General features: G+C 46.4%; 13 protein-coding genes. 4 read left to right on the top strand and 9 right to left on the bottom strand.

Annotated elements, in window-relative coordinates; genetic code table 11:
• Positions 1-182: 182 nt before the first annotated feature.
• The 5 genes from NDI35_RS12160 to NDI35_RS12140 form a co-directional block, all read right to left on the bottom strand.
• Positions 183-1,631 carry a YcjF family protein gene (locus tag NDI35_RS12160; protein ID WP_445312955.1) on the bottom strand — a complete coding sequence of 483 codons (1,449 nt, stop codon included), beginning with the start codon at positions 1,629-1,631 and terminating at the stop codon, positions 183-185.
• 250 nt (positions 1,632-1,881) lie between these two features.
• On the bottom strand, positions 1,882-2,304 hold the full coding sequence (locus NDI35_RS12155) for an acyl-CoA thioesterase (RefSeq protein ID WP_445312954.1): 423 nt from the start codon (positions 2,302-2,304) through the stop codon (positions 1,882-1,884).
• A gap of 12 nt (positions 2,305-2,316) precedes the next feature.
• On the bottom strand, positions 2,317-2,481 hold the full coding sequence (locus NDI35_RS12150) for a hypothetical protein (RefSeq protein WP_445312953.1): 165 nt from the start codon (positions 2,479-2,481) through the stop codon (positions 2,317-2,319).
• Positions 2,482-2,578: 97 nt separating this feature from the next.
• The gene (locus NDI35_RS12145; protein ID WP_190735044.1) at positions 2,579-3,661 is read right to left on the bottom strand and encodes an ATP-dependent 6-phosphofructokinase; all 1,083 of its coding nucleotides are present in this window, start codon (positions 3,659-3,661) and stop codon (positions 2,579-2,581) included.
• Between the two features lie 312 nt (positions 3,662-3,973).
• A complete protein-coding gene (locus NDI35_RS12140; protein ID WP_510182636.1) occupies positions 3,974-4,243 on the bottom strand; it encodes a DUF8620 family protein in 270 nt (89 codons plus the stop codon).
• Between the two features lie 110 nt (positions 4,244-4,353).
• Here NDI35_RS12140 and NDI35_RS12135 point away from each other — a divergent pair, with 110 nt between their 5' ends.
• Entirely contained in the window at positions 4,354-4,860 is a 507-nt protein-coding gene (locus tag NDI35_RS12135; RefSeq protein WP_006634121.1) for a hypothetical protein, read from the top strand.
• Between the two features lie 206 nt (positions 4,861-5,066).
• Positions 5,067-5,882 (top strand): FkbM family methyltransferase, encoded by an 816-nt coding sequence (locus tag NDI35_RS12130; RefSeq protein WP_445312952.1) that lies wholly within the window; start codon positions 5,067-5,069, stop codon positions 5,880-5,882.
• A 458-nt stretch (positions 5,883-6,340) separates the two neighbouring features.
• Here NDI35_RS12130 and NDI35_RS12125 read toward each other — a convergent pair whose 3' ends face one another.
• The 4 genes from NDI35_RS12125 to NDI35_RS12110 all read right to left on the bottom strand — a co-directional run bounded on the left by NDI35_RS12125 (position 6,341) and on the right by NDI35_RS12110 (position 17,195).
• Positions 6,341-7,921, bottom strand: coding sequence for a glycosyltransferase (locus NDI35_RS12125; RefSeq protein WP_445312951.1), 1,581 nt, complete (start codon positions 7,919-7,921; stop codon positions 6,341-6,343).
• 118 nt (positions 7,922-8,039) lie between these two features.
• Complete coding sequence (gene xylB, locus NDI35_RS12120; RefSeq protein ID WP_445312950.1) at positions 8,040-9,485, bottom strand: xylulokinase; 1,446 nt, start codon at positions 9,483-9,485, stop codon at positions 8,040-8,042.
• Between the two features lie 20 nt (positions 9,486-9,505).
• The gene (locus NDI35_RS12115) at positions 9,506-15,439 is read right to left on the bottom strand and encodes a PAS domain S-box protein (RefSeq protein ID WP_445312949.1); all 5,934 of its coding nucleotides are present in this window, start codon (positions 15,437-15,439) and stop codon (positions 9,506-9,508) included.
• 259 nt (positions 15,440-15,698) lie between these two features.
• On the bottom strand, positions 15,699-17,195 hold the full coding sequence (locus tag NDI35_RS12110; protein WP_445312948.1) for a mannitol dehydrogenase family protein: 1,497 nt from the start codon (positions 17,193-17,195) through the stop codon (positions 15,699-15,701).
• A 59-nt stretch (positions 17,196-17,254) separates the two neighbouring features.
• Here NDI35_RS12110 and NDI35_RS12105 point away from each other — a divergent pair, with 59 nt between their 5' ends.
• Positions 17,255-17,347, top strand: coding sequence for a hypothetical protein (locus tag NDI35_RS12105; protein WP_445312947.1), 93 nt, complete (start codon positions 17,255-17,257; stop codon positions 17,345-17,347).
• Positions 17,348-17,507: 160 nt separating this feature from the next.
• Entirely contained in the window at positions 17,508-18,797 is a 1,290-nt protein-coding gene (locus NDI35_RS12100; protein ID WP_445312946.1) for an FAD-dependent oxidoreductase, read from the top strand.
• Positions 18,798-18,807 lie beyond the last annotated feature (10 nt).

Raw genomic sequence — 18,807 nt, 5'->3', positions numbered from 1 at the left:
GATCGGCTTTTTTAAGCAGGTATAATTGATCGTCGAATTATAAATCCTATTTCTTATTTTAATACAATTTTTCATAAATTTATAATTTTTTATTGGGGAAGTAGGTAGGGACACGGCACTGCCGTGTCCCTACCTACTTCCTGGGCAATCGACCCAATTTAACATCAGATGCTGGACTACTTCTAATTGGCAACCGACTTAACGGTTTCGGGCCCAGATACCTGAGATGAAAGGCGACTCGCCACTTGGTTGACGAAAGATTGCAAGAAGGAAACTTGCTGATTTTGCGTAAATACTGCTTGCAAAGTTTTAGTCAACTGGTCGAGATTGAAAATGCCTTGGGCAGCAGTTTCCAGTTCTTGACTTTGGAAATATTCAATTAAACTCAGTCCTGCTATTCTGGTAAAATATGCTGCACTAATTCCCTGCACCGCGCCTCCTGCTACATAGGTGACGGCATTGCTTTTGAGCAGTCCAGTGATAGTTTGGGTAGACAGTTCTACTAATCCCAATTTGAACATTTGATTAGCCAAAGTAGCCGCTACTGTCTTAGCTTGGTCTAAGGAAAACTTTCGCTGGTAGATAGCGCCGAGGTCGATTACGAGCTGGGTGCTGATGGCGGTTGTTGCTAGCAAGTCTAAAGCGGGAACCGGATTGGCAAACACGGTGGCGGCGGCGATGTACTGATATTGTTCGATAATGGGAATTGCCCGATCGCGCCTGACCGCATTTAATAAGGTTTTTGCCTCTAACTTGATACTTGCAGCCTCGCGCACTGCACTCGCCCAGACCAACTGTTGCCGTTCTTCAGTTAAGATTTTAGTCAATCTTTCCGTCAGCGCGTCGAGTTGAGAGACTTGTTTTTCGATGCGTTCTTTAAATGTGCCGTCCGCTTGGTGCTGGCGCACTTTAATAGAATTGGGAGAAGCTGCCATCGCAATTATATCTTCGGTTCCCAATATTCCTTGCATTTTCTGCTGCAAAGAGTTCAAAACCTGCGACTGCTGTTCTGGCAAATATTGGTCTTGTTTGTTCCAGACTAGCAGCACGCGCTGACCTGCTGCTGCTAGCTGAGATAATGTTTGAAATTCGGAATCTGTGATGTCGCCCGCTGTCACAAACAGCGCTAAATCACCATTGATTTTGGCATCGGCATTCGTATTAGCAAATAGCGGTGCTGTTTCTTGTAAACTAAGCTTTTGCGGGTGTTGAGATGCCCAATTAGAATTTAAAACTTGAATTAAGGCTGTTTTGCCGACAGCTTTGCCGCCAGTTACGGTAATCCGCAAATCTTGTCTGTCTAATTCGCTTCTGAGCCGATCGAGCTTTGCTGTTAGATTAGCAGGATCGGCGGAGTTTGGAGCTTCTGAAGCCAGCAATTTAATAGTGGCTTCGGAAGCCGCGATCGCTTTTTCGGCTGCTTCCCGGTTCGCCAGGGGTTCCGGGAGTGCGAGTTCCAGTTTGGGGGATTGTTGCTTCCACCACCAATACCCCGCACCGGCAGCAGCCAAGCCGATGAGTGCTGTTTCGCCCATTTCTGAACCCGAATGCTGTAGAGTTTCCAGCAGCCACAGCGCTGCTGAAAGTCCTATTCCGCCTATTAAAATCGGTCGCCGCAAGTTAAGTGTCATTTTTTCCTTCCTGTGGGTATTGTCACCAAGCTTAACCTTCGCCGGCTTGGCCTCCCTCCCTATATTCCATCGTACCTCTGTGGCATCCAAACTGGCAGGCGGGCAATCCGACTTTTTGCCATCGGAATTTGCGGCCCCGGCGACAATCAACTTTTTGCACTTCTACAAACGGGGAATAGGGGACTGAAGTCCTCACTACAAACCAATAGATTTTTACATAATTTTGCAAATATAATAGTTGATTTTTTATCTATGTTGGTAATGCTTGAGATTGTGATTCAAAAATATCAATTATTTGTTTGGGAATTGCTCGCGGTCGCATGGTGGTAACTTCAACCCAAACCCAAAGCGCCTCGGCTTTTAACAATATTTCGTCATTTCCAAGTAAGCGAATTTCGTAGCGGCGGACAGCGCGCGGGCCGCGCATTTGTTCGATCCAAGTAGATATCTCCAATCGATCGCCCGCAGCGGCCGATCGCAAATAGTCAATCTCTATCCGCCGCATTACAAACACGCCGCCCAGTTCCCGGTAGCGATCGAGTGTAAATCCCAAGTGTTCTAAATGTTCGATCGCAGCGTGTTCTAAATAATGCTGGTAGACAGCATTATTGACGTGACCGAGGGCGTCCATTTCGTAATGACGCACTCTAATTTGTGCAGTAAATGGTGTCAATTTCTCACCTTTCTACTTGTTGCGGTATTTTGTAGTTCCGAGCGCGATCGCACTCGATGTCGATACTCGCTCGGAACTAATTGCAAGGTACACTAATCCTAGTTGAAACGCCACTACTTCCAGGTTAATATTAGTCCTGGAAGCACGGCCGGTGAGCACCTTGGTTTTTTTAACCACAATACACTGGCTTAAAACCCTCAGTCTCGGTTAACCGAGTTTCGTGGTTCTGAGTGCGTCCCCGACTAAAACTTTGAGAAATCGGACGGGTAATTGTTTAGTCTCCCAGACAAATCCCTAAACCGCGGGCAGTTTTAACCAGAGTACCATTGAACTCTACAGGTCTGTATTTGGCGATCGCATCTTCCAGAGGAACGCTCACAACTTCCCGCTTTTGCCAAGATACCATGCAGTCGTATTTCTCTTCGGCAACTAAATCAACTGCTGCCACGCCAAAAGCCGAAGCAATTAATCTTTCTAGCGGTGAAGGAGTTCCCCCGCGTTGAGTATGTCCCAAAACGGTGACGCGGGTTTCTGCACCGCTACAGTCAGAAATTGTATCAGCTAAATACTGACCAATTCCGCCTAATCGACTTTGACCTAAGCGATTTGTGTGCATTACTAATTCGCCTGCTTCTGTGCGAACAGCCTCCGCTACTATAATTAAACAGTAGTTTTTTCCCCTGTCTTGGCGTTCTTGGATTTGGGCGCAGATTTGGGAAATTTTGTAAGGGATTTCGGGAATCAGAATTATATCAGCTCCCCCAGAAATTCCGGCACTGATCGCAATATGTCCGGCATCGCGTCCCATGACTTCAACAATCATAACGCGACTGTGACTGGCGGCAGTAAAATGCAAGCGATCTAGTGCTTCAGTAGCAATATTGACAGCCGTATCAAAACCGATAGAACGCTCGGTAATTCCGACATCATTATCAATAGTTTTAGGAATAGCAACTAAATTCAAATTACCTTGTTGAGCAATCTTCCTGAGAATGGCAAGACTGCCATCGCCACCAATGCCAATTAAGGCATCCAAACCTAGTTGGTGATAGCCTTCGATAATGTCCTCAGAACAATCGCGTAGAGTCCCATCAGACATCGGGAAGGCAAAAGGATTGCCCTCATTTGTCGTGCCTAGCATCGTACCGCCAATGGTGAGCCACGAGTCTACTTTCTCAATATCCAAGGGAATTGCTTGAGGGGGACGACTCATCAATCCCTTGGTGGCTTGACGAATGCCCATGACTTTCCAATTGTAAGTTCCCGTTGCGCGGTGGACAACGGCTCGGATAACTGCGTTTAAGCCTGCACAGTCACCCCCGCTGGTGAGGATACCGATACATTTTTGTTCTCCCATAATTAATGCCCGACTTTTGTTACTCAGAACATGACTTGATTTTTTTAGATCCCGATCGTCCAATCCTTATTTCCGACCTAATAGGTAGGCGAAAATAAACTTTACTCTGTAACAGAATGTAAAGCAATCATAACTTTTGTGATTGCTTTTATAAGATCTCGCTCTTATGGGGAGCGTTTCACTCGTTTTTGACTACTTATGTATTTTCAAGCTTCATCGACCTAATTGAGTGCGTCATCTCTGACGCATTCCACAAGTTCGATCGGCAACTAAGTAGCATCGCCAATCACCGTCTCCAACAAAACATCAATTTTACTTGGGATTGAGGCGTTTAGAAACTTGGTTAATTATACCGCTGAGAATAGCACCGCCCATAAGAATTCCCAGGGCGGGATTAAATACGGGCTGCCAGAGACTGTACCACAAATCAAAACCGAGATTCACCCCGGTCGAGCGACCTGCTACTGCGATCACAAACCACCCAAAAATGGCAAAGACGAAAAACACATCAGCTACTAAAAGCAAGTTAAGCAAGTTAAGAAATTTATCTTTCATTGTCGAGGGTTCCTTTTGAGTGTATATGTGTCAAGTTTTGGCAAGCGGTTGGTAAGGGAGCAGATTGATAGCTGCAACTGGCGATCGAATAAAGATAAAATATCATTCAATTGTTTTCGCGCACAGGCTGTCAAAATATGGTTCGCTATACACTTCCTCAAAGCCCCGAAATTATTTTAACTGTCAAAGGGAAAGATTCAGCCAAAGCCCGGGAAGAAGCGATGGATCGGCTGATGGATCTCATGGATGAGGGAAAGCTGCCTACGGAACTCGTGGAGGGATTTGGGCCCAAGCAGTTTGTTGAAGTTAAGGATATCGAAGATGCTGCGTCTGAAGGCGAGGACGCGATTACTGAAGCCGTGCAGATTTTGAGCAATTTGGCAAGTCTCAAATTGAAAGTGATGGAATCCCGCGAGGAAGCACTCAAAATCCGGGCGGCGATCGACATTTTGTTTACAGATGAGGCTGTGACTGCCGAGGAAATTGGTCGTTTGAAAGATGGTTTCAAGGTTCTCAAAAACTTTGCTCAAGCTAACGTCCGCTATCGAGAAGCTAGAAGTAAAGCCGAAGAAGCACGGGCAATTCTCGACGAAGCTTTGCAATCTGTCGAACCGGAAAACAAGGCGCAGAAGTCGGCTAAATAGTAGCAGGTTGGGTTGACTCACATCTAGCAACAATCTCAAAAGCTTTTCGGCCTGTTCCATTACAAATCAATTCTTTTGTGGAACAGACCCAAAAGCCTGTTACTAAGAAAAAATGTAGAGAATAGTGGAATATTTGAGATTGAGGAACCAACACAACCTCCCACCAATTTGACGTTTATCTACCTTCAAAAAAGTAGGAAAAAATTGTGAACCAACAAACAGAACCTCTCAGAAACTCGATGTCAGGCAGCTTGCTGCTGGCTAAAAAGTTAGGTTTTCAACCAAAAACTGTGATTGATGTCGGTGCAGCCTTGGGAACTTTTAACCTTTACGAAACTTTCCCCAATTCGCGACATTTGCTCATTGAACCCATCGCCGAAAATGAACCTTACCTCGCCAAAATTTGCCGCAAGCTCAAAAGTGCAGAATACATTATTGCAGCAGCGACCAAAGAATCGGGAGTTTTCACCCTCAGCGTCAGTCCCGGTATGGTGCATTCTTCACTTTCTGAAAATCGGGTTACTGACAGCAGCAATCCTTATCTGAGAAACATACCAGCAATTACCCTGGATGGAATATGCAGGGAAAGAAATTTGCCAGGCCCGTATTTAATTAAAGTTGATGTAGACGGACAGGAGTTAGATGTTTTAGCGGGAGCAACTGAGATTTTGCAGCAGACTGAATATGTAATTGTAGAAGTTACTTTGTTCGGTCAGATGTATGATGTAATGAGCTTTATGAAGTCCCAAGGCTTCGCCGCTTACGATATTGTTGATTTGGCATATCGCCCGATTGATAAAGCTTTGTGGCAAGTTGACATGGCTTTTGTTAAGGAATCCGGTCACTTCCGAAGAGAGAGGGGTTACGCGACAGGAGAGCAGGATCTCGAAGCACTTAACTCGCATCTCAAAGCTTATCGGGAAAGTTTCATCCAACACATTGAGACTCATTACAGCGACCCAGTAGAGCCGGAACCACAGGTCACTCAAGCTGTTTTGGACGAAGATTATGTCATCATTTAACTCAAGTTGCTTCCATGTGATACTAAATCAGGGTCGCACTTCGCACGCTTATTTAATTAATCCTCAACATCTAAAAAACTGGTTTCTAAATGCTGCTATTGCCGTCTATAAGCTGGCAATCTCCTGTAAATTGGCTTTCATTGGATATCAGAAAGTGGGAATGCCCTAATGCGGGCCTCACCCTGATATAAACATCAATGCAGCTAAAAAACATTAGAGATCAAGGTTTACGAATTTGAGGTGTAGGGCAACCTTCGTAGCTTCTGGAGGTAGAGTAAGACCAAGTAAAGGCACTGCTTTTACTTGGCATCAAGCTGTGAAGGAAGAATTCCCCGTCAAGCTACGTTGTGACGGGGGAGTGTCAACTACCACAATTAATTCCAAGGCGCTTTTGTTGTGAATCGTTGAGTTGCTGGCGGCCTAAGCTGTCAACCATCAACCAGTGGAGGCGGTCAATTCTATTTCTTTAGCCCAAGGTATTGCTGCCAAAATATAGTAGATGTCATCTCCTGTGAAGCTCTTTTCCATTTTTCACTTACGGATGACCATTCATTAATACCTTCAGCAGCAACTTTAAACCACCTAGTCAAAAGGTTAGTACCAGCTACTTTATCTACCTCATTTTGGTTATTATAGCTTTTACTAAGCTTTACAATGCTCATGTGAAAGGTTTCTGGGTCAGTGTTTTTGATAAAATCTGGGCCTTTTAGATAGTCTTCAAAAGCTTTTACAACCATCTCTACATGATTATAATCAAATTTTGCTAAAGCCTGAAGTATTACTTTTGTCAAATGCTCAACTGCAGCCATATATTCTGGAGAATAATGGATGGAATAAGCTATTAAATCATTGCGGATATAATAATAATTTTCCCAATTTACATTTTTGGCCGCCGCTGGTTGATGCCACACCGCCATTGATGGAAAAGCTACAATGTTATTGCCCAACTCTTTTATTCTTAAACCAAACTCTACATCATCTATTTTGATAAATAAAGGCAGCGGTAATTTAGTTTGTTCGACAAGTTCCTTAGAAAAAGAGAAAAACCAAAATCCGCCATAGTCTACATCTTCTTCCTTGAGCAACCTGTTGAGAGAATTAGAATCTCGTAAATCGATATTATAATTTAAAGCAATTAATGCCCCAGGCCCAAATCCTCTAGTTTTAGAATAGGCGTTGTACGATGCTCCTGCTTCATACAACATATGCTTTTTCTGTAAATTTAGCAGTCCACCCGCTACAGCAAAATCCGAAGTGGCGTATTCATACAAAGGAAATAATTTATAAATACATTCACTTTCTAACTCTATATCATCATCCATAAGCAAAAAATGAGAATATTTTTTTTCCTCTAAAGCTTCGACCAACCCTCTGGTAAAGCCCCCGCTTCCACCAGCATTTATATTAGGAACTAGCCTCAATTTTGGCTTTCCGAAATCAGCTTCATCTAAAGTTCTACCATTATCAACAACGAATACTTTAAAGTCTTTGGTTTCTAGCAAATCATCTTGAAAAATTGCAGTTAATGTATTTTGTATGAAGTCCTCTTTTTTAAAGGTGCAAATGACAATCCCCAATGATACTTCTCTAGTTTTACTTTGATCAGTTGCTATCCATCCTCCTTTAAATTCACCATGTTCACTAGAACAGGTTATTTCAAAATATATTCTGCCCGCTTTTTTGCCTTGAAGGAGATTTATTGGTGAGATTTTTACAGGGTCAGAGAATTGACATTTCTCAAAGCTCTCTTCAGAAATTATTTCTTTGTTTTTTTGTCCATCAAATTCTCTGTAAACAGAAACTTTAAAATCGCCTTCAAGTTTCAGCACATAGTAGATAGAGCTAAGAGTTGTATATTGAGTATAATATCTCTCGTAAAACGAATTAAAGTAAGAATTTGAGGAGACAACACCACCCTGAGATAAAACAACTTTTTTGTCATCTTCCTGGTAGTTTATAGATGCAGATTCATTACACCGTATATATACATCCGAGGTCTCGGCTGATTTTTGTAACTTAATTCCAGCTAATATATTCATGTAATATCTACCTCTTCTTGTAGTAAACTTAGTTATTTTCTTTGACAGATGTTAAACAGTCTTAGCTTAAGAGTAAATTGTGGATAGGTTCTAGTACCTCCCCCTTTAGGCATAACTCCTATGACATTTTTTTAAGTCGTGGATAAAGAGATTGATATCGAAACCAAGCCTCTTCTAGGATTGGATCAACTGATTGGGGAGTGGCAGCAAGCATTGGTGTGGCTGCCAGTTTGATGGTGTCATTAGCATCTGCGTATACGCCAATTCCGATACCCGCCAGTAGAGCAGCACCACGCGCGGAAGCCGCAGCAACTGTAGTTGCATAGAGGGGTATTCTCAATACATCGGTCAGTAATTGTTTCCAAGGCATTTCTGCAGTTCCACCGCCTGCTAAACGCAGTTCTGTCGCTTTAAAACCTGTTGCTTCAAGTGCCTCAAAACCTTGTCGCAAGGCAAAAGCAACTCCCTCTAAAGCTGCCCTCATCAGGTGCGCCTGTGTGTGATGCAGTCCAAGCCCCACCCATGCCCCACGTACATAGGGATCGAGGTGTGGAGTTCGCTCACCCGTGAGGTATGGCAAAAATGTCAATCCTTCACATCCTGGGGGAACAGAAAACGCTTGAGTATAGACTTGCTGCCAGCTCAAGCCGAGGATACCTCGCACCCACTCAAGCGCTAGCCCCGCATTTTGCATGGCTGCAAGGGCGTACCACTGGTTAGGTACGGCCGCTCGATAGAGATGGGTACGACCATGACGATCGATAATTGGTTGCGATCGAAGTGTAATGATTTGAGCGCCTGTGCCGATGGTTAATTGAACCAATCCAGGCTCTAGTAGTCCGTTACCAAGCGCCGCCGCTGCCGTATCCGCCGCACCAGCAATAACGGGTAAGCCAACTCTTAAGCCAAGATGCTCTGAAGCAACAGTTGTTAAATAGCCTGCGATCGCACTAGAGGGGATAATTTTTGGTAACCAATCACCACGTAGATTCAGCGCCCAGATGGCATCCTCGGCCCAGTTATCCGACACAACATCGTAAAGCAAAGTACCACTAGCATCAGATGGTTCGGTTGCAACTTCTCCAGTCATCCGTAACCGCAGCCAATCTTTTGGCTGGAGTGCCCAACGCGCTTCGGTGTACACAGTAGCCTCGTGTTCTCGTAGCCACAACAAAGTTGGACCCGCCATTCCAGCCGTAACCGGGTTGCCCAAGCGCTCTCGAATAGCGGCATCGAGCGAATGATAAGCGCTAAGCGTGGCACTAGAGCGAGTGTCTGCCCAGAGGATAGCAGGGCGCAGGGGCTGACCCGACTCATCTGCTAGGACAACACCGTGCATTTGCCCTGAAAGTGCGATCGCCTGTACCTCTTGAGCGTGATTTTCCACTGCCTTCCTAACAGCCTCGCCAACAGCTAACCACCAATCCCCTGGTTCCGACTCAGCCCATCCTGGTTGGGGTGCATGAACAGGATAAGAGCTTGATGCTTCACCTATAGTGGTTCCGTCTGTCGCTAGGAGCAAAGCCTTAGCAGAGCCTGTTCCTAAATCTATTCCAAGCAGCATTAGCCTAATCCTCCAATCATTCAGTGTCTTAGCAAACGGGCGATCGCTTTTACCAATTCTTCAGGTTCAACAGGCTTGGAGATATGCATCTGAAATCCGGCAGCTAAGGCTTGCTGCTGATTGATCTCTCCAGCATAGGCAGTAAGTGCGATCGCAGGAATCGTGCCTCCCTGTTGAGGTGACCACTTTCTAATTTGCCGAATCAGGGCATAACCATCCATTTCTGGCATCCCAATGTCACATAAGAGTAGATCGGGGAGAGATTGATTCAGAAGGGTCAACGCCTGTGCCCCCGAAGCTGCTGTGGCAACTTGTGCGCCCGATTGCATCAGGGTGAATGCTGCCAACTCCCGCATATCTGCATCGTCGTCCACAACCAAGACCTGAATACCTGCTAAGTCTGCCGCACTTTCTGGATGCCTGTCATCAGAAGATGGTTCCGGCTCTACGATGTTTAACGGTAGCCGGATGGTAAATGTAGCCCCTAAGTTCTGTCCTAAGCTGTCTGCTTGAACGGTTCCTCCATGCAGTTCGGTAAAATGACGGACGATCGCTAGTCCCAATCCCAATCCGCCGAATTGTCGGGTTATGGTGCCATCTTCTTGACGGAAGTAGTCAAACACATGGGGTAAGAACTCTCGTTTGATGCCTTTTCCAGTATCTTTGACTTGAATCTGAGCGTACATACCAACCTGCTCTAGTTGCACGTCGATGCGTCCTCCGGTTGGGGTGAACTTCACAGCATTGGAGAGGAGGTTCCAGACTACTTGTTGGAGGCGATTGGTATCGCCTGAAACCGTTCCTGAAATAGGATTAAATGTAGTCTGGATTTGAATGTGTTTGGCTTCGGCTGCCAGTCGTACCGTTTCTAGGGCAGCTTCAATCATTGCCGCTAGATTCACAGGAGCGACGTTTAACGTCATTTTTCCTTGCAGAATGCGGGAAACATCCAACAAGTCCTCAATTAATTGGGCTTGCAGCTTGGCGTTGCGTTCGATCGTTTCCAGGGCTTGCTGGGTTTTTGTGGTATCTAGTCGGCCTGTTCGTAGCAATTTTGTCCAGCCCAGAATCGGATTGAGGGGCGATCGCAACTCGTGGGACAATACTGCTAAAAATTCGTCTTTAATCCGGTTAGCCGCTTCTGCTTTTGCGCGATCGCGTTGAGCTAACCGATATAACTGAGCATTGTCGATCGCCAAGGAAGCACGACGCGCCAATTCCTCTGCCAGTTGCAAATCTGCTGAGGTATACCGTCGTCCAGATTCGGCTGAGATAAAGGAAATGGCCCCTAGAATTCGTGCCTGAGTTCGCAGCGGCACCGTCATTACGGATCTGAATCCAACCTGCCGCAGAATCTCTAAATGCTCTGCGTCACGCGCTGCCTGCACCAACAGTTCATCGGGAATATCGGGCACTAAATCCGGTTGTCCAGTCCGCAATGTCAATGCAGCACCGCGAGGGTCATCTGGGTTTATCGGATACTTATCTCTAATCTGATATGCCCATTCCAGCTTGGCAGGGTCGATGTGAGCAACCGCAATCTGCGCGATCGCACCATCCTCTTCTATCATGTGAACCGTACACCAGTCTGCTAATTCCGGCACTGTAAGCTGCGCGACTCGCTCTAGAGTCGTTTGATAATCAAGTGAGGATGCAAGCACCGCACTTGCCTCAGAGAGAAAGCGTTGGGCATGTTCTAACTGCACCCGTTCCGTCACATCTACCACATAGACTAGAACGCCTTCTACCTGGCTATTAAAGTTAACAGTCGGAAGATAGTAAACGTTGTAATAGCCGGGACGGCGATCGCTGCGTCCGGGAACATTCACCGCAAAGTTGGGTGAAGTGAAGGGATTTCCTGTGGTGTAGATCCGATCAAAGACTTCAACTAATTGAGGATCGGATTGACCAAAAAGTTCTGGAATTGAATAGCCTAAGTGTTGCGAGCGGGTTAATCCATTAATTTCTGCTAATGCTTCGTTAATAGCAATAAATCGCTGCTGGGCATCTAACAGGGCAAGTCCAACCGGAGACGTGTCAAAAATAGTTGCCAGTTGGCGCTGTGCGGCTTCTGCCTGAGAACGGGAAATACGTTCGCGCTCTAACAGTTGTTCTCGTTCTTGTTCGGCATACTTGCGCTCTGTCACATCCAGCACCAGCGATAACACCGAAATCATCCGTCCCGATTCGTCCCTGAGACTGGAGTTATACCACTCGCAATGCACAATGTTGCGATCGTTGGTGTAATTGCGGTTGTATGAAAAAATATGGGGTTCTTCACCATAGACCAGCCGTTGGCAGACTTCAGCAACTGTTTCCAAGTCTTCCTCAAAGACAAAAGGTATCTCGGTTAAAGATTTGCCCAGGATTTCTTCGGCTTTCCAGCCCAAAATGCGCTCTGCACCAGCAGACCACCGAATGACTCGAAAGTCTCGATCCCATTCAACGACTGCCATTGGAGAGTTTTCAACATGGAAGTTGAGCTTTTGTAGAGCTTGACGCAACGCCTCTTCTGCTTGCTTGCGTTGTGTGATATCGATGACGACGCCGATCGAGTGCTTGAGATTTCCCTGAGAATCATAAGTAAACTCTCCTCTGGCTTCGACCCAGTGAATCGAGCCATCTGTCCAACACAGGCGATATTCATGGTGATACTCTTTCTTCTCAGCTATGGCTCGCTGAAGTTTTGCATCGGTTTCTGCTAGGTCATCAGGATGAACCCGACTTGCCCAAACCTCATAGCAGGGTTCGCACTCATTCGGTTGCAGACCCAGCACCATGAAGTGTCCTTCTGACCAAAGCAATGTATCGGTCTGCATATCCCAGTCCCACGTTCCCATGCGTCCGACCTTCAGCGCGAGTTGCAGATGAGCTTCACTTTCTCGCAATTCCTCTTCTGCCCGCGATCGCTCCACGGCTAGCCAGGTTTTTTGAGCAATTCGCTCCATCAGCACCACATCTTCCTCCGTCCAGCGCCGGGGAGCCACATGGTGCAATACCAACAATGCAACAAATCGCCCCTCTTTCACTAAGGGAACACACAGGAGAGATTTGGTTTGAATTGCGTCAAAGGTAGCAGTCCCCGATCCAGCAGTGCGAGGATCGCGAGCGACATCATCTACGACGATTGTTTTGCCCTGCTTTAATTCAGCAATGAGTTCACGACCAAACGAATCCATGTGATGGCTACCCACCACGCTGATGACACCATTGCAATAGTCGCGATCGACAATGACGTATTCCTGAGTAGAATCAATTTCACCGTAGGTACAGCGAGTAACTTGGAAATGTTGCCCTGTGGAACAAACCACTTGCCACATAATTTCCTTGGGGTCTTGAATGGCACGAATCGCATCATTCAATTCGATCAGAAATTGCTGCTGTCTCTCCTTGTGCTGAAGTTCTGCCAGTAATTCCTCAATCTGTTGCCTTGCCCGCACCTGGGCTGTCACTTCAATGTTATAAATCAACACACCCTGAATGGTTCCCTTAGCATCCCGCCAAGCCGCAAAGATGCAGTGGAAAAATGCTTCTTCCAACACCCCATCGCCGTTCCGATCCCAGTAAGTAGGTGACTCCTCCCGAATAAATGTTTCTCCCGTTCGGTAAACCTGTTCAAACGCTTCAAAGTAAATTTGCCCCTCTATCTCCGGGAAAACATCCCGTATTGATTTCCCAATAATGCCTGGAGTGCGTCCAGTCCCTTGCAGGTAGCTAGGATTGGCAAATTCATACACAAGATCGGCACCTTTAACAATGGCAATCATGGCAGGCAATTGCATCAGGATGTCATGCAACCGCTTACGTTCGGTTTCGGCTTCGAGTCGGGCAGATTGTTCTCGTTTTAAAAGGCGATCGCGTTCTGCTTCGATCTGTTTGCGTTCTGTAATATCAACCGAAACGCCAATCATACGAACTGCTTGCCCCGTCTCATCCCGATAGACTTGCCCCTGACTGTTGAGCCAGCGCACAACGCCGTCTGGACAAATTACCCGATACTCCGGTGCGTAGGGCTGTTCTCCAGCCATTGCCGCTACCGTCGCTTGGAGCACCTGTTGTCGATCGTCTGGATGAATGAGCGCAACAAACTCTTCTCCCGTCCCTTCATAAAGACCCCAAACGTCTAGAGCATTAGCAGAACACACCACTCGATTGCTCTGCAAATCCATATCCCAGACAACCATCTGAGCCGCTGTCAGTGCTAATCGCAAGCGTTGTTCGCTCTCTCGTAATGCCTGTTCAACTTGTTTGTAATCGGTCACATCACGAGTAATCCCCAGTACCGTTTCTACGGAGCCATCGGGAGCAAATTCAGGGACAATACGCGACTGATACCATCGAATACCGTAAGAAGTCGGAAACTTAAATTCAATCGTCTGTTCCGAGCCGGTTGCAAAGACTTGCCGCCAACTGTCATGCCAAACGCGATAGTTGTCTTCTGGCATTCCTAGCTCGGCATTAGTCTTGCCAAGAAATTGCTCTGATGGAATACCTGTTGCCAGTTCTATAGAAGGGCTGACATAAAGATAGCGAAACTCTGCATCAATTCGGCTAATAATATCCGGGGCATTTTCAGCCACCATTTTGAACTGTTGCTCTCGCTGTCGCAGTTCTGATTCCAAGCGTTTGCGCTCTGTTAAGTCGATTAAGAAGCCTACACCTAAATTTTTGGGTACTCCTAAATAGGCAGTCCCAATTAAAACGGGAACTCGGCAACCATCTTTACGAATGTATTCTTTCTCAAACGGCGTATGGCGACCAAGTTGTTTCATCTCTGCCATTGCTTGCTCGTCTAAATGCCGAAACTCCGGTGGAGTAATCTCCAGGAAGTTTACCACTCCCGATAAAACTTCTTCTTGCGTGTAGCCTAAAGTTGCTAACCAAGTGTCGTTGACTTCCAGAATATTGCCTTGAAAATCGCCAATAATAATGCCAATGAGATTTGCCTCAAATAAAGCTCGTAGCTGCGATTCACTCTCGCGTAAGGCTTGCTCTACACGTTTGCGTTCGCTCACGTCTTGGAAGACAACAACGGCTGCAACAATCTGCCCCTGGTTATCTAAAATTGGTGCTGAGTTGACGTTAATGAAAATGCGGCTACCATCATTTCGATGAATTTCTATCTCTTCGTTGGTAACGACTTCACCTGTTTTTAGCGATCGCACCAATGGATACTCATGAGAGGCATAGATGTGACCATCTAAGTGAAAGATTTCATTTGGAATAAGGGGTACATAGTCCTCAATAGCAAGCAACTGTTCGTAGCCATACCCAACAATTTGCTTGGTTTGTTCGTTCGCCAGAACTAATTTACCGGATGCCGCATCGGCAATCATGACTCCAGCAGGCATTTGTCGCAAAACGGCTTCAAATTGGGCGCGTTCAATTTCCAGCTCGTGCAACAACCGTTCTCGTTCTGCCTCCGCTTGCTTGCGATCGCTCACATCTCGAAAATAAACCGCTACACCCTCCGCAGAGGGATAGGCATTCGCCTCTAACCAACGCTGAACCGGCTCCCCAAATTCTTCCCAGGAAACAGGAACCTGTTCGATCGCTGCCCGATGTAGTTCCCGATAGGCAATTCCACCGACCAACTCAGGAAAAACCTCGTTCCAAACGTGCTTTCCCAGTAACTCTTCGGGCGTTTTGTGCAGGATTTTAGCCGCCGCTTGATTCACGTAGGTGTAGCGCCAGTCGCGATCGAAGGCAACAAAAGCATCCGTAATGCTTTCAAGAATCATTGCCACCTTGCGCTCAGTTTCTTGGGCAGCGAACCACTGTTCGCCTTCAAGAGTGCGGGCAAAGCGTTCAATGACTTCAGAGCGAGAAATTCCTCGCCTGTGAGCCTCTTTATCGAGCGATCGCCATGCTGTATTAGTCAGAGATACGCTCACTCGTTGTTTCGTCTCCGAGTTCCAATTGCTAACAAACTTGCCTGTGGCGTCGCGCTTCATGAATATCTATCCGTAGGCATACACGGTCTTCTCTATTCAACCTGAGTTAGTTCATCCGGAGAATCCGCCTTAAGATAGATGCTTTGAGCAGAGGGAAGATAGGAAAGAATGACTTCAATAAATATTGCGCTGTACTGGCTGCTGAATTTCTCTTTGCACTCGTAGACATAAAGCTGGGCTAGACGGGAGAATCCCACGGGTTTAACCTAGTGCAGCCGTGGCAGTGTCAAATAAGTTTCCTCACGGATGCGGATGGTGCCTACGACAATCGGGCTAGCGTTCCTTTAGCACCAAACTCATGCAAACTACGCAACTGGTCGCCAACAGCCTCGACGAAACGTGGCGACTCTACTAAATCTCCAAAAATTTCAGATAGGCCCAGTAATGGTCTGGGATCTAATTCACTCAAACTGGCGCGTTGAGTGAGGATGTCTGCTAATGGGTCATCAATGGGAATAGGTTGCCCTTGTTCATCATGACTATTGAGGTATCGACACCAAGCAGCGATCGTCAAACTTAGGTAATCGATCGCACCTTCAAGTTGTAATTTATCGCGGATCGATCCCAAAACAAACTTAGGAATTTTGGCCGATCCATTCAGGCAAAGGCGCGGAAGCTGATCGCGAATTTTGGGATTGGAAAACCGTTCAATTAAAGTTTTTTTATAATCGTCTAAATCAATCCCAGGAACGGGTTGGAGGGTTGGTGTCACCTCATCCATCAGGTTAGCCACTGCTTGCTGAAACAAGGGAGCGGCCATGACTTCATAAACGTAGGTATAACCTGCCAGAGAGCCGAGATAGCCAATCAGCATATGGCTGGCATTGAGCAGCCGAATTTTCATCATTTCATAGGGATGAACATCCTTAGTCATCTGTACGCCAACGGATTCCCAATCCGGTCTGCCTGCACAAAAGGTATCTTCGATTACCCACTGAATGAAAGGCTCCGCGACGCAGGGAAACGCATCATCAATACCAAACTGTTGGGCCACCATTTTGATATCTGCTGGGGTTGTCAGCGGAGTAATGCGATCGACCATACAGTTAGGAAACGCAACGTGTTCAGCAATCCAACGTCCTAACTCTGGATCGTGCATTTCGGCAAATGTTGTTAGCATTTTCCGCACCATGTTGCCGTTGCCCTGGATATTGTCGCAGGACAAGACTGTAAAGGGTGCCAACCCTTGTTTACGCCGCTTTTCGAGTGCGGCTGTCAAAAAACCGTATGTCCCAATTGGTTGGTCAGGATGTTGCAAATCGTGCTGCATCGTCGGGTGGTTGACATCGAAATTGCCACTTCCTTCAATGTAGTAGTAGCCGCTTTCAGTGATCGTTAGAGTAACAATTCGGCATTTGGGATCTGCTAATGTTTCAATAACTGCTTGACGATTGTCTGGTGCAAACAGGTATCGAGTGATTGAACCAATGATTCGAGCGGGATCTCCTTCTAGAGATCGCTCAACTAAGGTATACAAACAATCTTGGGGCAGCAGCGCATCCCGCATACGCCTGTCATAGTCATTGTCCAGCAATCCAACACCACAAATTCCCCAATCACTACCAGGATTCTGATGGAAATAATCATCGAGATAAAGCGCTTGGTGCGATCGATGAAATCCACCAACCCCAATATGCACAATTCCATTAGTAATTTGATGGCGATCGTAATTCGGTACGCGCACGTTTCCAGGTAAAAGAGACAGGGATGCTTGATTCAGCTTGATTGTTGAGTCTGTGCTGGTATTGCTGTTCATCTTAATTTATGGCCTTGTGAGGACGGCTTATTATCAGTATTGCAGGATGAGTGAAAAAGGTGGAGTCTATTTTGGCGGCTCTGCATGGAAAGTCGATCGCAGGACTTATTACCGACGAAGTTGCCGCGCAAGCTATTCTTGAGAATATCTAACTTTTCAGGGGTTGCCGATCGCAGATGAAAAGACAACCCAGACCCCCACTTCTTTGTTGAAACCCTGATTGCCCTGAACCAATTTGATTCAGAAATCCGGGCTCTGCCGGGAAGCATAATAAAGTTCGGTACATCAACTCATAGTGTTCGGTAAACCCCTATGGTTCAAAACGTTGTGATTATTGGAGCTGGCCCGGCTGGAGTGCTACTGGCACATTATTTATTGCGTCGGGGCAACTATCATATTGATATCTATGAACGTCGTCCCGATCCTCGGTTGACTGATGTTTCTGGAAACCGCACATTTCCGCTCTCGCTTCAGGAACGGGGCAGAAAAGCCATTCGAGCCATTGTTGGGTTAGAGGAGGCGATCGCCGCTCAAAGTGTGTTCTGTCATGGGACGATTATTTATCGGAAAAACGGCAAAGCCCGACGGATTCCTCGCGAAAATCCGGTTCTCACAATCGATCGCAATCGCCTCGTGACGATTATGTTGAAGCAATTAACCGAAACCTTTAGTCCGAATCAGGTTCAAGTACATTTCAACTGTGAATGTACGGCTGTGGATGGAACCGCTAAAACCGTGATGTTGAAACCTTCAGAAGGAGATAGCTTTACCGTTCACTACGATCTGCTGGTGGGTGCTGATGGGGCGCGATCGCAAATTCGAGAGTATTTAGTCGAGAATGCAGGCTTGTCGTGTTCCCAAAGCTATGTTCCAGATGCCTATAAATCGGTGTTTTTAAGTCGGCTCAATCCGACTGCTGGAGTCGAGTTAGAACCGAATAAAATCCATGCTTGGAATTTGAATAATAAAACCCGGATGCTGATGGTACCCCAGCCAGGAGATCAGTTGAATGGCGTGATTATTTTTGATGCAGAGACTAATCCCCTAGAAGGATTATCCACGAAAGAAGAAGTCAAGACATTTTTTGAGGAAAATTTCCCGCTGTTTGGTCAGTTAATGTCGTGGGAAGAAGCGGAGGCGTTGCTGAAGCGCCCGGTGGCGAGGGTGCTAACGGTACGCTGCGATCGCTTTCATGAGGGCGATAGTGTGTTGCTGATTGGCGATGCTGCTCATGCGGTATCTCCCTCGATTGGCCAGGGGTGTAATTCTTCCTTAGAGGATGTGCTGATTTTGGGACAATTGTTGGAGCAGTACGGGGATGATTGGGGGAAGGTTTTGCCGCAGTTTTCAGAGCAGCGAGTCCCGGATGCCCATGCCTTGCAAGAGTTATCAAATTATTCGTTTCCTCGCACGAAGTTGTTGCTGGTTGAGTTTTTCTTGCGGTTGACGATAGGAAGGCTATTTCATCGATGGTTTCCCCGTTTAGTTAAGCCGTCTGTGTTTGATTTGGTGTTAGATACGGACTTGTCTTATTCGCAGGTGTTGAGTCTGAGCCAAGGTTGGATTGATAAAGTGAAGCATTCGATGGCTGAGAATTCTTGATATTCAGCAA

Origin of the sequence: Microcoleus vaginatus FACHB-2002, from assembly GCF_040004035.1 — a bacterium.
Taxonomy (GTDB): Bacteria; Cyanobacteriota; Cyanobacteriia; order Cyanobacteriales; family Microcoleaceae; genus Microcoleus; species Microcoleus vaginatus_C.
Note: the sequence above shows the minus strand (reverse complement) of the source record. Positions and strands in the feature narration are given on the sequence as shown.